The 13,359-nt window shown below is 67.5% G+C and carries 15 protein-coding genes and 1 pseudogene; 10 read left to right on the top strand and 6 right to left on the bottom strand.

Annotation, left to right across the window (positions count from 1 at the left end):
* Positions 1–186: 186 nt before the first annotated feature.
* Both JE024_RS39450 and JE024_RS39445 read right to left on the bottom strand, forming a co-directional pair.
* Positions 187–999: an HTD2 family dehydratase gene (locus JE024_RS39450; RefSeq protein ID WP_244883733.1), complete on the bottom strand. Its 813-nt coding sequence runs from the start codon at positions 997–999 to the stop codon at positions 187–189.
* A 262-nt stretch (positions 1,000–1,261) separates the two neighbouring features.
* On the bottom strand, positions 1,262–2,215 hold the full coding sequence (locus JE024_RS39445; protein ID WP_205378770.1) for a LysR family transcriptional regulator: 954 nt from the start codon (positions 2,213–2,215) through the stop codon (positions 1,262–1,264).
* 136 nt (positions 2,216–2,351) lie between these two features.
* On the opposite strand from JE024_RS39445, the gene JE024_RS39440 reads away from it, so the two are divergent.
* A complete protein-coding gene (locus JE024_RS39440) occupies positions 2,352–3,551 on the top strand; it encodes a CaiB/BaiF CoA transferase family protein (RefSeq protein WP_205378769.1) in 1,200 nt (399 codons plus the stop codon).
* A 63-nt stretch (positions 3,552–3,614) separates the two neighbouring features.
* Positions 3,615–3,812 (top strand): acyl-CoA dehydrogenase family protein, encoded by a 198-nt coding sequence (locus JE024_RS42515; RefSeq protein ID WP_372449919.1) that lies wholly within the window; start codon positions 3,615–3,617, stop codon positions 3,810–3,812.
* Between the two features lie 610 nt (positions 3,813–4,422).
* On the opposite strand, the gene JE024_RS39435 is transcribed toward JE024_RS42515, so the two are convergent.
* Positions 4,423–4,812 carry a sugar nucleotide-binding protein gene (locus tag JE024_RS39435; RefSeq protein ID WP_372449918.1) on the bottom strand — a complete coding sequence of 130 codons (390 nt, stop codon included), beginning with the start codon at positions 4,810–4,812 and terminating at the stop codon, positions 4,423–4,425.
* A gap of 134 nt (positions 4,813–4,946) precedes the next feature.
* Between JE024_RS39435 and JE024_RS39430 the strand changes: the two genes are divergently transcribed.
* A complete protein-coding gene (locus JE024_RS39430; RefSeq protein WP_205378767.1) occupies positions 4,947–5,159 on the top strand; it encodes a cold-shock protein in 213 nt (70 codons plus the stop codon).
* Between the two features lie 176 nt (positions 5,160–5,335).
* Here JE024_RS39430 and JE024_RS39425 read toward each other — a convergent pair whose 3' ends face one another.
* Positions 5,336–5,716, bottom strand: coding sequence for a toxin Doc (locus tag JE024_RS39425; RefSeq protein ID WP_205378766.1), 381 nt, complete (start codon positions 5,714–5,716; stop codon positions 5,336–5,338).
* Positions 5,717–5,719: 3 nt separating this feature from the next.
* The gene (locus JE024_RS39420; RefSeq protein ID WP_205378765.1) at positions 5,720–5,965 is read right to left on the bottom strand and encodes an antitoxin MazE7; all 246 of its coding nucleotides are present in this window, start codon (positions 5,963–5,965) and stop codon (positions 5,720–5,722) included.
* Between the two features lie 1,106 nt (positions 5,966–7,071).
* On the opposite strand from JE024_RS39420, the gene JE024_RS39415 reads away from it, so the two are divergent.
* Entirely contained in the window at positions 7,072–7,971 is a 900-nt protein-coding gene (locus tag JE024_RS39415; protein ID WP_205378764.1) for a LysR substrate-binding domain-containing protein, read from the top strand.
* A pseudogene (locus tag JE024_RS39410) lies at positions 7,968–8,192 on the top strand (enolase); the annotation flags it as partial. The gene JE024_RS39415 and the pseudogene JE024_RS39410, both read left to right, overlap by 4 nt.
* Positions 8,193–8,354: 162 nt before the next feature.
* Here the strand turns inward: JE024_RS39410 and JE024_RS39405 are convergent.
* Positions 8,355–9,731 (bottom strand): IS1380 family transposase, encoded by a 1,377-nt coding sequence (locus JE024_RS39405; RefSeq protein WP_205377879.1) that lies wholly within the window; start codon positions 9,729–9,731, stop codon positions 8,355–8,357.
* On the opposite strand from JE024_RS39405, the gene JE024_RS39400 reads away from it, so the two are divergent.
* Genes JE024_RS39400 through JE024_RS39380 form a run of 5 tightly spaced genes read left to right on the top strand, consistent with a single transcriptional unit; the run spans position 9,718 to position 13,342 of the window.
* Positions 9,718–10,734 (top strand): mandelate racemase/muconate lactonizing enzyme family protein, encoded by a 1,017-nt coding sequence (locus JE024_RS39400; RefSeq protein ID WP_205378963.1) that lies wholly within the window; start codon positions 9,718–9,720, stop codon positions 10,732–10,734. The two genes, JE024_RS39405 and JE024_RS39400, sit on opposite strands and share 14 nt — an antisense overlap.
* Before the next feature lie 24 nt (positions 10,735–10,758).
* On the top strand, positions 10,759–11,613 hold the full coding sequence (catA, locus tag JE024_RS39395) for a catechol 1,2-dioxygenase (RefSeq protein ID WP_205378763.1): 855 nt from the start codon (positions 10,759–10,761) through the stop codon (positions 11,611–11,613).
* Between the two features lie 6 nt (positions 11,614–11,619).
* Positions 11,620–11,916 carry a muconolactone Delta-isomerase gene (gene catC, locus JE024_RS39390; protein WP_205378762.1) on the top strand — a complete coding sequence of 99 codons (297 nt, stop codon included), beginning with the start codon at positions 11,620–11,622 and terminating at the stop codon, positions 11,914–11,916.
* On the top strand, positions 11,916–12,674 hold the full coding sequence (locus JE024_RS39385) for a CoA transferase subunit A (RefSeq protein WP_205378962.1): 759 nt from the start codon (positions 11,916–11,918) through the stop codon (positions 12,672–12,674). The genes catC and JE024_RS39385 overlap by 1 nt, the downstream gene beginning before the upstream one ends.
* A complete protein-coding gene (locus JE024_RS39380; RefSeq protein ID WP_205378761.1) occupies positions 12,671–13,342 on the top strand; it encodes a CoA transferase subunit B in 672 nt (223 codons plus the stop codon). The genes JE024_RS39385 and JE024_RS39380 overlap by 4 nt, the downstream gene beginning before the upstream one ends.
* Positions 13,343–13,359 lie beyond the last annotated feature (17 nt).

Below are 13,359 nucleotides of genomic sequence, written 5' to 3'. Positions count from 1 at the left end.
GCTCGGGTCCAGGCTGCAGCGCCCACCCCGCAATCCCGGTCGAAGGCATGAACCCACGAGGACTCGACGGTGTCGGGCGGGATGGGCACACACCTTGCCGGTCAAGCCACGTCGCCGGGCGAAGGCGATGTCGTCGCGCAGCACCTCAATGTCCCGTACGGCGGTGGTGAACGGTCATGGCGCCTCTCATCTGAAGGCCACCTGCGCCGTGGCGTGCCGTGCCTCCCGATGGGTGGCGACGCGGAGATCGGCACCGTCGTCGGACGGCGCCCCGCAGGCCGCAAGATGCTCGCCGGCGAACACCGGCATCCGAAGCCGGTAGGAGAGGCTCCGCACCTGTCGGGACGGGACGTGGAGACGGATGAGTTCGAACATGAGCAGCGCCAGCAGGGGTCCGTGGACGACCAGCCCGGGATAGCCCTCCTCGTCCCGGCAGTACGGGACGTCATAGTGGATACGGTGCGCGTTCGCGGTCAGGGCGCTGAAGCGGAACAGAAGTGCCGGGTCCGGCCGAAGCGAGTGATGCCACGGTTCGTCAAAATCCGGGTAGGCAGAATCGTCGAGTACGCGAGGGTGCTGTCCCGCGCCGCGCCCGGAGCGGTAGACGACGTCTTGTTCCTCGACCAGCCGCAGGCGGCCGCCCTGCCGGAACTCTCTGCGTTCGGTGACGAAGAGCATTTCGCCGCTCCGGCCCGGCTTGCTGGTCACCGCGGCCAGACTACTGGTGCGCTCGGCAGGTTCCCCGAGGCGGAGCGGTTCGGTGATCTCGCAGCGACCGCCTGCCAACATGCGCTGCCGCTGAGGAACGGGCGGCAGGAAGCGCCCGTGCAGCGGATGGCCGTCGGCACCGAGTTCGCAATGAGCGGGCCAGCGCGGGAAGTGGAGCCAGTGCCACAGCGGCGGGAGCGGGTCACCGGCGGTAGCGACCGGGGCAGGCAGATTCAGCAGAGCCGACAGCGCCGCCACCGGGCCGCTGCACAGAGAGTCCGAATCCGTCACAGGTCCAGGTGACCATGACTCGATGTACGAGCTGAGTGGCGGCGTTTCCGGCCGGGCACCGGGAACAGCGGACACGGTGCCTCCAAGCGGTGCAGAACGGTTTCGGGGGACCAGGTGATCCGGCCGCCCACCCGGAATCATCATGAACACCGACGCCCTCGTTCGCACAATAGAAAGGCATGATGCGTGCATCAGATGTGGGCATAGGCGCGACGGGCACACACGCTATAGGCGAGGGCATGCCCGACGACGCATGGCCGTGTCAATCGCCGCCAGCCAGCCCCTCGGTTCCCTCAATCCAGGCAGAAGGCCACCTGCCACCAGCCACTGCCGAGCCGACCTGGCGCACGAGTTCGGCCGCGACGGTCACAACGGCAGGCGGGGTACGCCCGGACCGTGCTGCCGCCAGGACAATCGAGCGCCACACTTCCGGCTCACTCAGCGGGGCGGCGCTCACGATCCCCAGGGCGGCATCGTCGGCGATACCCACGCCGGGCAGTACCGTCCAGCCGTGGCCCGCCAGGACAAGCTGCTTCTGCACCCGCAGGGAGTTCGTCTGGACGGCGACCCTCACTTCGACGCCCGCCCGGGCAGCAGCGGCGTCGACAAGGCCGCGTAGCGCATGCCCGGCAGCCGGCATGACAAGCGGATGCCGGGCAGCTTCCGCGAGCGGCACCGCAACGTCGGCACGCAGACCGGCCGACGGCGGGGCGACCACCCATAGGCGCTCTCGGACCAAGATCCTGGTGTTGAGCGAGGGGGTGCTGTCCAGGTCGTACAGCAAAGCCAGATCGAGGTCCCCGTCGTCGAGCCACTGCTGCAGGTGCCCGGAGTAGGCGGTCATCAACCGCAGCACCACTCCGGGGTGATCACGAGCGACGGCCGTCACCAGCGGCTCGGCCAGCAGGTCGCTGGTGCTGTCCAGCAGCCCCACGGTGACGATGCCGGTCACCTCCCCCAGCGTCGGCTGGACCTCGGCACGGGCCCGCTCCAACTCATTGAGCGCCCGCCGAGCCCGGTCAACCATGATCACGCCGGCCTCTGTGGGCCGCATTCCCTGGGCAGTCCGCTCGAAGAGCGGAACACCGAGCTCCTGCTCCAGAGTGCGGATCTGCCGGGTGACCGCTGGCTGTACCAGATGCAGCACCTCCGCTGCCCGCGTCACGCTACCCACTTCAGCCACTGTGACGATCGCTCTGAGCTGTCTGACGTCCACCCGTGCACCTCCCTTCACGCCTATTCCTATTAGAGGTACGCATAGACGCATCAGCAATTGTTATTTCCCATATATGCACATGTCTCTCCATGATGGTTCCGCTGGCGCTGAATCCCGGCCCTCCTGGAGGCATCCCATGACTGACCAGTCCGGACCACTCCCGCTGGCAGGAATCACCGTCATCAGCATTGAGCAGGCAGTCGCCGCACCCTTCGCCACACGCCAGTTGGCCGACCTCGGCGCCCGGGTGATCAAGGTGGAGCGCCCAGAAGGCGGCGACTTCGCCCGCCGCTACGACACCACCGTGCACGGCGAGTCCAGCTACTTCGTATGGCTCAACCGCTCCAAGGAGTCGGTGACGCTCAACCTCAAGTCTGACGTCGGCCTGACGGTTCTGGAGCAACTGCTCGCCGAGGCAGATGTGTTCGTTCAGAACCTAGCGCCTGGCGCGGCCGCACGGATGGGGCTGGGCGCGGAGGCCCTTGCCGACCGCTTCCCCTCGCTGATCCCCTGCTCCATCTCCGGCTACGGCACCAGCGGCCCCTGGGCAGAGCGCAAGGCGTACGACCTGCTCGTGCAGTGCCAGACGGGCCTGGTATCGCTCACCGGCAACGAGCACGGATCTGCCCGGGTAGGAGTGTCAATCGCGGACATCGCCGCCGGCATGTACGCCTACACGGGCATCCTCACCGCCTTGTTCACGAGAGCCACCACGGGGATCGCCCGGGCGGTCGAGGTATCGCTCTTCGAGGCTCTGGCCGAGTGGGTGAGCCAGCCCGCGTACTACACCCGGCACAGTGGAGCCCAGCCCCCGAGCATCGGCACCCAGCACGCCACCATCGCCCCGTACGGTGCCTACACCGCCGCCGACGGCAGAGATGTCCTCCTCACGGTCCAGAACGAGCGTGAATGGGCTGCCCTCTGCGAGAGGTTCCTGCAGCGCCCGGATCTTGTCCAAGACGAGCGCTTCGCCACCACGTCAGACCGGGTGGCTCACCGCGCCGAACTCAACGTCCTCCTGACCGCCCGGTTCGCGGAGCTCGACAGCCAGGAGGCCACCCAACTGCTGGAGGAGATCGGCATCGCCACCGCCGGCGTCAACGACATCGAGGACTTCCTGAAACACCCAGTACTGGAGGCTCGCGGCCGATGGCAGGACATACGGATTCCCGGCGGAAGGACAATCGCCGCTCTGCTGCCCCCCGTGGACCTGTCAGGTACCACCCCCCGCATGGGCGCTGTACCCGCCGCCGGAGAACACACCGCCCGGATCCTGAGCGGGCTTGGGTACGCGTCGGCCGTGATTGACCGCCTGCGCTCCGCGCATGTCATCTGAGCCGCAGACCGGTACCGCTCGCACCACGACTCTGCGAGGAGCTGACCGACTTGAGCACGCGCCGTGTCCTGTCCGATCAGGAGCAGCTCCACCGTGCCCACCTTGGCAGACGAGTTGGTCAGGCCAGCCGTCCAGCAACTGGAGCATGCCAACACCTGCTTCGAGGCACTGATCAAGCAGATGAGGCAGCAGGGCGTGTTCGGACGCGCGGTGCCTGAGGAATGCCGGGCCAGCCGGGCCTCCGCCGGGGCTGCGTCTTGATCACCGCCTTCCCGGGGTCCTCAGCGCAGAGATCCGCACAACCATGGGGGTGACCAAGCAGGGAAGCGATTCCGGCATCCAGACCATGCGCACCCCCGCCAGCTGGTACGCCAACAGTAACGAGGTCAACGCGGCCAGGACGTGAACCACCACTTCCGCAGCTCCCTACTGACCCGCCTCACTGTGCACCCGACCCTGATCCGTCCCTCCCACCAGCGTGTCTCGATATTGCTCGTCGAACTCGGGCTCGGCAGGGACAATCAGGACCAGCCGTCCCCCGGCAGCATCATCCCGTGCCGCGCGTTCACCGCGATCCCCTAGGCCAGCCAGGGTGCCCCACGTGTCGTGGCCGTCGACCTTCGCGTCCGCCATGGTCTTCCCACTCCCCGACTCAGCTCGGCAACAGGTCCACCGGCCGAACAGTGTGACCTTCTCGCCGACGGCTCCGATATTCACGCGGGCGGCCACGCCCAACGACAGAATTCCAAGATGCCGAGCATGCGCTGGAAGCTCACGGTGTCGATGAGCCCTTCGGGCTGATCGAAGAGCCGTGCCTAGTCGCCATCGCCGCGGCGTGAACGGGTCTCGCCGGCCCGAGGGTCAGCCTCGATCAGCTTTGGTCCGCTCGGCTCAGGAACTCGCGGGCGCCGCGGAGGCGGGTGGTCAGCTGCTGCTGGGTGGTGCGGCTGTCCAGTCGTACGTCGAGCCCGCCGGGCAGTCTAGTAACAGAGCGGCACGCGGAGGGCAGCCGAGCGGGGTCGAGCCCGTCGCGGCGGGCGATGAACTCGCCCAGCTCGAAGCGGCTCAGGGCGTCAGAACCAGCAAGGTGGAAGACGCCGGCCGCGCCGGAGCGGGCGATCTCCCACAGGGCTGTGGCCAGGTCCTCCACGTGGACGGGGCAGCGGATGTCGTCGGTGAACAAGGCGCCTTGCCGGGTGCCGACTGCCAGCGCGTGCACCAGCTGCTCGTCCTTGCGAGGTGCCGCCGCTGCCTGCGTCACGGCAGCAGACCGCCGCAGCATCGTGAAGCCTGTGGTGACCGCTTAAGCGATCGGCAATGTGAGTCCTTCATCCGCCGAGGGGTCTCACATGCGACGATCACGCTGTAATCGGATGACTACCTAAAGGAGGCGTGGTGGCGGAGCGCCAGAACGGCACAGTGAAGTGGTTCAACGACGAGAAGGGGTACGGCTTCATCACACCGGAGTCAGGCGCTGACCTGTTCGTCCACTTCCGCGCGATCGAGGGCAACGGCTTCAAATCCCTGCACGAGGGACAGAAGGTGTCCTTCGAAGCCGTCCAAGGACAGAAGGGCATGCAAGCCGACCGGGTACAAATCGTGGGCTGACACCCACTCAGACCGCCGACGGGCCCGCACATCACCTCTGTGCGGGCGCTCGCTGCGCGCGGCTGCATCATGCCGACAGTGCACGCCCGAGCAAAGCCGAGACCGGGCGGGTTGCCTCCATGAGCTTCGCCTGCGCTGTGCTGCCGTCAACGCGCACGAAACCACGATCGGGCCGCCTACGCCGCAGGTCGCAGCGAGCGCAATCGATCGGCGATGTCGTAGACCGTCAGACGCAGGGCGCGGATGTCGTTGATGAGGTCGCGCCAGGGTTCGAAGGTGTCGTCGACGGTACTGCCGGAAGCTCTGATGTAGGCGATGGCGACGCCGTATCCGAAGTACTCGTTGCGAGTCGGCAGTGGGCGCAAGAGTACGATCATGTCGAGCAGCGCGGCGGCGCGCCAGTAGCCGTCCGGTGCGTCAGTGGCCAGCGCCGGCGTGTTCACACGGTGGCGGGCGACGGCGGCGACCAGGCCCGAGTAGTCCTGGACTCCTAGATCCTTGCCGAGAAGCTCTTCCTGCCGATCCAGGAGCCACCGGATGTCAATGTGCAGCTCCAAGGGTCAGGCCGCCCGGTTCCCAGTCGCGGACGGCGGGAGGCCGCCGTACTCGGCGTCGAAGGCTTCGGCGATGCCTGGCCGGGCCACGGCTTCGCGGAAAGCGGCGGTCGCGCGGCCGAGGGCGAGTTGGTTCTCTTCCTCGATGGCGAGGTCGGCCAGATAGGCGCGGACGCTCTTGCCGTGAGCGGCAGCGAGGATGGCGAGGCGGTCACGAGTCTCGGAGTCGATCTTCACGGTGGTGTCTGCCATGCCATCGAGTATGCACCTATGCATACCTTTCCGAATACCCTTGGGCTCGGCTCGGTCGAGGCACCGTGCGCACGTCGCCTAAGCCAGCTCCCCGTTGCGAGCGTCACTGCCGCGCCAGCGGGATTGGAGTGCGGCCCGGCCAGGCCGGATCGAGACCCGGACGGACTCACCTCCGAGCTGGTGGATGCAGCGAAAGCCGACCACGGCTGTCGAGCGCCGTCACTGCCCCGAGCCTTCGCCCGCCACGAGGGCCACCGCATGGAAGGCCACATTCCCTCATGCGGCCAGCCGACTCGCAACGGCGCAGACGGCTGGCGAGCGGCCGCAAGAAACGCGGCTCCTGCGACCTCCCGGCCCACGCCGAGTCAGCGCGCCCCTCCCACCCCCGCACGCGCCGGGCCCGCGCCGGGAGACACAAGACGCGACTGGACATTAGTCGGCATGTTGAAGCCGACCGCCGTACGCGATGCAGCTCAATCTAGGGCGCTGACCTGCACGTTCGCACCCACCCATCCGCCACCTTGGCCCCTACTTTGGGTAGCCGCCCTGTAGTGAATGCGCTTCAGGACGCGCGATGGAGGAGCCTAATGAACGAACCGCTGAGCCCGTACGCGCTAGTGCTGCTGTTGGCCGGTGTCGCTGCCGGCGTGGCGGCCTATACGTATCCCCCTGTCGGCGTGGCCATCCTGGTGGGGGCAGGGGTTGTGAGCGTGCTTTCCATGCTCACAACCCCTGAAGAGCGACCGGGCGGCAAGGATGCCGCACGCTTGTGCGCCGGCTGCCACTGGAGTCCGGCACCAGGGGAAGAGACACGTAGCTCCTGCCCGCAGGTGTCTGCGTCTGCGGATACGGCCCCCGGGGGCGCCCCGGGGGCCGCACGTGCAGATCACTCGGCAGATATCACCGAGGACGCTCAACTCCACCTCGGCCCGGCAACTGGTGCAGGCATGCGGGGCAAAAGCCCTGCCTTAACCATCCAACGCGATCGACTAGCGGACATTGATATCCCTAGCATCTCAATAGGCCGCAACAAGGTATTTGTGGGCTATTGGGTTCGCTCCTACGCTGATGCACACCCAAGGGCCCCACAAGGAAAGGGCATCCTGATGGAGCTCAGGCACCTTCGGTATTTCGCGACCGTTGCCGACACACGTCACTTCGGCAAGGCAGCGGCACGTCTCCACATGGCCCAGCCCCCGCTCTCCCAGGCCATCCGCCGACTGGAGACTGAACTGGGCGTGGACCTGTTCACACGCACCACCCGGCAGGTCACCCTGACGCCTGCCGGCGAAGTGTTCCGCACCGATGTCGAGCGCATCCTCCAGTCCCTCGAGGAGGCAGTCACAAGAGTCGGGCGTTTCGCCTCCGGGATGGAAGGGGTGCTGCGGGTCGGTCTGACCGGTTCCGCCTCGTACCGACAGCTACCGGCACTCGCCCGGTTACTCAAGCGCGAAATGCCCCACGTGATGATGGAAGTGCACACCGAGATGCTCACGCCCGCACAAGAGCTCGGTCTGCTCGAGCGGCGCCTCGACGTCGGCGTCCTGCGGCCACCGGTCCGCCAGGAAGGCATCGACCACCGCGCGCTCGCCGACGAACCGCTGGTCGTCGCCGTACCCGAGGAGCACTGGCTCGTCGAGGTCGGCATCGTCCGCGTCGAACAGCTACGCCACGAGAACTTCGTCATGTACGGCGCCGCCCTCGGCTCTGTTGTCAACGACGCCGTTGTCCGCAGTTGCCTGGCCTCCGGCTTCTATCCCCGCTGCGCGTACGAGGTTGCCGAGACCTCGGCCGCGCTGGCTCTGGTCGCCGCCGGGCTCGGCGTGGCTGTCCTGCCCGACTCGATCCGTTCCGCTCCGCGCGAGGGGGTGGTGGTCAAGGACATCGAGGACGCGCTGTCCGTCCCGCTCGCCCTTGCCTGGCGGTCGGAGGACGACTCCCCCCTGGTCCGGAACCTCCTCGACGTACTGGAGCGCCATGACGCATTTCTCGAAGGAGTCGCATGAAAATCGTCCGGGTGGAGGCAATCCCCTTCGCCATTCCTTATGCGAAGCCGCTGAAGTTTGCCAGCGGTGAGGTGCACACCGCCGACCACGTCCTGGTCCGGGTACACACGGACGACGATCTCATGGGTACCGCCGAAGCACCGCCTCGCCCGTACACCTACGGAGAGACCCAGGAGTCGATCGTCGCAGTGATCGAAAAGATCTTCGCCCCACAGCTCCTAGCCTCGATCTTTCGTGACGGTCCGTGGGTTTCTTCGGCGGGCCGTTTCGGTTGTTCGGGCTGGTGGTGGTCAGGCTGATGGCCCGGCTGTCGCGTCGGGTGGGCGCCGGGTTCCACGGCTCCGGCGGGGGTGGTGCTGCTCGCAGGGACGGGAACACGCTGGTCAGCCGGGGTTCGGGAGGGCTTCGAGTCGTGCCAGGGCGTCGGTGATCATGTGGGTCCAGGGCCAGTGGCGGGCGAACCGCAGGTGCCGGCGGCGGGCGGTGGTGACCAGCTGGGCGGCGGCGGAGAAGAGGCGGAGCCTCAGGCGGCGGGGTTCCCACCTGCGGGTTTCGCCGGTCAGGGCGAGCATGGGCATCCAGGCGAGGAGGTCGAGGGCGATCTGGACGATCTCCAGCCAGATCTGGTTCTGCTTGGTGTCGTGCAGGGGCAGGTTGCGCAGGCCGGTGGCGCGAGCGGCACGGATGCGGTCCTCCGCCCGGGCTCGCCGGCGGTGCCGCAGTTCGAGTGCGGCGATCGGGATGCCGGTGGTGTTGGTGGCGAACGCGGTGAGCCGCAGGCCGTCGGCGTCGGTGATCCGCAACTGGGCGCCGGGGTGAGGCCGTTCCTTCCGCACGATCAGCCGCATTCCCTTCGGCCAGCCCTTCAGGCAGTCGCCGGACAGTTCGGCGACCCAGGCCCCGTCCCGGATCTCGCCGCCGGGCTCGGTCGCCGCCGTCCAGGCCGAGGCGGGGGCCTTGAGGACGGCCTGGTGAATCTGCTCGGTGATGGTCATGCCGACCGAGTACGACAGCCACCGGCCGCGTTGGGCGAGCCAGGCGACGAACTCGTGGGTGCCGCCTCCTGAGTCGGTACGGATCAGCGTCCGGCGTCCGCGCCGGTACTTCTTCGGCAGCTGGGCCAGGGCGAGTTGGGTGGTGGTGATGTGGTCGGCGGCGGTGTTGCTGCCTGCGTTGCCGGGCCTGAGCAGGCCGGCCACCGGCTCCCCGCTGCCACTGCTTCCGTGGTCGACGAACCCCATCAGGGGGTGGTGTCCGAAGGTCTTCTTCCAGGTCGCGGTGGCGTCCTGCTTCTCGGAGTGGGCCAGAACGAGGACCCCGTCCAGGTCCACGATCACCTGCCCGCCCGCGTCAGGAGCCGCGGTTTTGGCCAGGCTCCAGACGCGCTCGCGGGCTTCGGCCCGCGCGGCCCGTATCGCGGACAGGGCCTTCGGCCCGGCGGCGGCGAGGGTGTCGACGAGCCGGGAGACGGTCGGGTCGGACGCCACCGGCCCGAACACGGCCGGCTCGGCCCGCAGCATCCCGACATCCGCGAGGCAGTCCCCGCCCAGGGCGACCGCGAGTGCCACGTCCAGCAGGATCTTCCCTGGATCGTGCACTGCCCGTGAACGTCGCCACGGCGTCAGTGCCGTCGATATCGCCTGGTCCAGCCCGGCCTTGCGGGCGGTCTCGACCAGCAGCACGGCCCCGGCCTGGGACACCACTCCGCGACCACCGCCCTCGATGCGGACGCGTGGATAGGACCCGATACGCTTCTTCACCTGGGAAGTGCCTCCGGCATGGCAGGAACAAGGACCTCGACAATCCTCATTCTTGCTGGTCAGAGGCACTTCTCGTTTACCTGACCGCCCGTCGGACAGCCCGCTTCATGAAAGCGCGAGGCTAGGCCTCACCGCACTGGAACGGGAGGCCGTGCACGCCCGGTTGGACCGCGCTATAGGGAATCCCACCGCCAAGGCAGCGATCGACATGGCCCTGTGGGACATCCTCGGCCAGGCCGCCGGGATGCCGGTGTCCGGACTGCTCGGCGGCTACGCCGACCGCATGCGGGTGTGCCACATGGTCGGCTTCGCGCCCACCGCAGAGATGGTGGCCGAGGCAGAACGTATCCGGGACACCTACGGGATCACCACCTTCAAGGTGAAGGTCGGCCGCCTTCCCTACACCAAGGACGTCGCCGCCTGCAGAGCCCTGCGCAAGGCCCTCGGACCAGACGTCGAGCTGTACATCGACGGCAACCGCGGCTGGACTGCGCCCGACTCCGCGCGTGCCCTGCGCGAGATGGCCGACCTCGACCTGCTCTTCGCCGAGGAACTCTGCCCCGCAGACGACGTCCTGGGCCGCCGCTGGCTGGTCGCCCAGAGCTCCGTCCCCTTCATCGCCGACGAGAGCGCCACGCGAGCCGCGGAGGTAACGCGCGAACTCCTCGGCGGCTCTGCAACCGCCATCAGCATCAAGACCGCCCGGACCGGATTCACCGCCTCCCAGCGCGTGCTGCACGAATGCGAAGGGCTGGGTGTTCCAGTGGTGATGGGAAACCAGATCGACGGGCAGATCGGCACGCTGTGCACGGTCGCCTTCGGAGCCGCCCACCGGGCCACCACGGGGCACGCGGGCGAACTGTCCAACTTCCTGGACATGTCCGACGACCTCCTCGCCACGCCGCTGACCATCGAGAACGGCACCTTGCGCATCCGCGAGGGCGCCGGCCTCGGCATCGACGTCGACCCCGACAAACTGGCGCGCTACCGCCAGGACCACTGACCATTCGGCAGAAACGGGACGATCATGACCGACATCATCACCCAGCAGGCCACCGCCGCCGAGTCCGGAGCCGCAGCCACCGAGCGCTTCCGCAGCAAACAGCGCAGGGAGAGCGCCGAGGCCGACACCCAGCGTGTCGACACCCTGGTCACCGAACTCCTCACCGCTGCCCACGACATCATCCGTCGTCACAAAGTCACGTATGCGGAATACGACGCACTCAAGTCCTGGCTGATCCAGGTCGGCGAGGACGGCGAGTGGCCGCTTTTCCTCGACGTCTGGCTCGAGCACGCCGTCGAAGAGGTCGCCGGTAAAGGCCGCGACGGCAGCAAGGGCACTATCGAGGGCCCTTACTACGTGCCCGGCTCGCCCCAGCTGCCGGCCGAGACGACCCTGCCCACCCGCGAGGACGAGGCGGGCACTCCGCTGCTCTTCCAGGGGCAAGTGACCGATGTGGACGGCACTCCGCTGCCAGGTGCCATCGTGGAGATCTGGCATGCCGACAGCGACGGCTTCTACTCGCAGTTCGCACCTGGTCTGCCGGAGTGGAACCTGCGGGGAACCGTCATCGCCGACGAACAGGGAAACTTCAAGATTCACACCTTCCAGCCTGCGCCGTACCAGATCCCTACGGACGGCTCCTGCGGCAGGCTCATCACCGCAGCCGGCTGGCACGCGTGGCGCCCTGCCCATCTGCACCTGAAGGTGTCAGCACCGGCCCACCAGCTGGTCACCACGCAGCTGTACTTCGAGGGCGGCCAGTACGTCACCGAAGACATCGCATCCGCCGTCAAGCCCGAACTCGTCCTGGATCCGGCTCCGGCCGCAGACGGCTCCGGCCGCAAGGTCACCTACAACTTCGTGCTCGACAAGGCGTGATCGGCAATGATGTTCGCAGTGCGCATGGACGTCGAAATTCCGCACGACCTCGACCCCGAGATCCGCGCCGACCTAGTAGCCCGCGAGAAGACCTACTGTCAGGAGCGCCAGGAGTCGGGCGAGTGGGTGCACATCTGGCGGTGCGTCGGGCAGTACGCCAACATCAGCGTGTTCGACGTCGCCGACAACGAGGCGCTTCATCAGGTCCTGTGGCAACTTCCCCTGTTCCCCTACATGCGGATCGCAGTCACGCCGCTGGCCCCGCACCCGTCCGATCTCACCGCCAACAGGGGTGCGCCGTGATGGACAAGGTGGTCCCCACGGCCGGGGCGGCCGTGGCCGACGTGCCGGATGGCGCATCGCTGGCAGTCGGCGGCTTCGGGCTGAGTGGTGTGCCCAATGCGCTGGTACGCGCTCTGTACGAGCGTGGCGTGAACGGGCTGAGCGTGGTTTCCAACAACTGCGGAGCGATGGACTCAGGCCTGGCCGTACTGCTGTCGGCCGGGCGAATTGCCCGGGTGACCGGCTCCTACATCGGCGCCAACAAGGAGTTCGCCCGCCAGTACCTGGCCGGGGAACTGGAGGTGGAGCTGATCCCGCAGGGCACGCTCGCGGAACGGCTCCGGGCTGGTGGTGCCGGCATCCCGGCGTTCTACACACCCGCTGGGGTCGGCACGCAGGTCGCCGAGGGAGGACTGCCGTGGCGGTACGACGGGGATGGCGGTGTAGCGCTGGCCTCTTCACCGAAGGAGGTGCGGGACTTCGACGGCACCGCCTGCGTACTGGAGCACGGCATCCGCACCGACTTTGCACTGGTGCGGGCCGCCAAGGGTGACCGGCACGGAAACCTGGTGTTCAACAAGTCCGCCCGCAACTTCAACCCGCTCGCGGCCATGGCGGGGCGGATCACGATCGCTGAAGTGGAGGAACTGTTCGAGCCAGGCACGATCGATCCGGACGCGGTGCATCTGCCAGGCATCTTCGTGCAGCGGGTGGTCGCGCTCACGCCAGAGCAGGCAGCGGACAGGAAGATCGAGAAGCGGACGGTGAGCCTCCGATGACGTGGACGCGGGAGCAGATGGCCGCCCGGGCCGCACGCGAACTGAAGAACGGGAACTACGTCAACCTCGGCATCGGGCTGCCGACGTTGATCCCGAACCACCTGCCATCGGGCATGAAGGTGATCCTTCAAAGCGAGAACGGCATTCTCGGCACCGGCCCCTACCCCCGTGAGGAAGCCGTTGACCCAGACCTGATCAACGCCGGCAAGGAGACCGTCACCGTTCTACCCGGCGCATCGTTCTTCGACTCCGCCCTGTCCTTCTCTATGATCCGGGGCGGTCACATCGACGTGGCCGTGCTCGGTGCCATGCAGGTCTCCGAAGGTGGGGACCTGGCCAACTGGGCCGTGCCCGGAAAACTGGTCACCGGCATCGGCGGCGCTATGGACCTCGTGCACGGCGCCCGCCGGGTCGTCGTCGTGATGACGCACACTGCCAGGGACGGCAGCCCCAAGATCCTCACCGAATGCACCCTGCCCCTGACCGGGACAGCCTGCGTCGACCGGATCATCACCGACCTCGGTGTCCTTGACGTGACCAACGAAGGACTGACTCTCATCGAGACCGCACCCGGTGTGAGCATCCAGGAGATCACCGCTCGTACGGCCGCCAGGATCCGCACTGCCAAAGACAGCGAGCCGTCCCGTACGGGCCAGAGCGCAAGCTGACCGCGGACGCGTGAGCC

This window comes from Streptomyces zhihengii, from assembly GCF_016919245.1.
GTDB lineage: Bacteria > Actinomycetota > Actinomycetes > Streptomycetales > Streptomycetaceae > Streptomyces > Streptomyces zhihengii.
The sequence above is the reverse complement of the archived record's forward strand: the minus strand, read 5'-3'. Positions and strand labels throughout refer to the sequence as shown.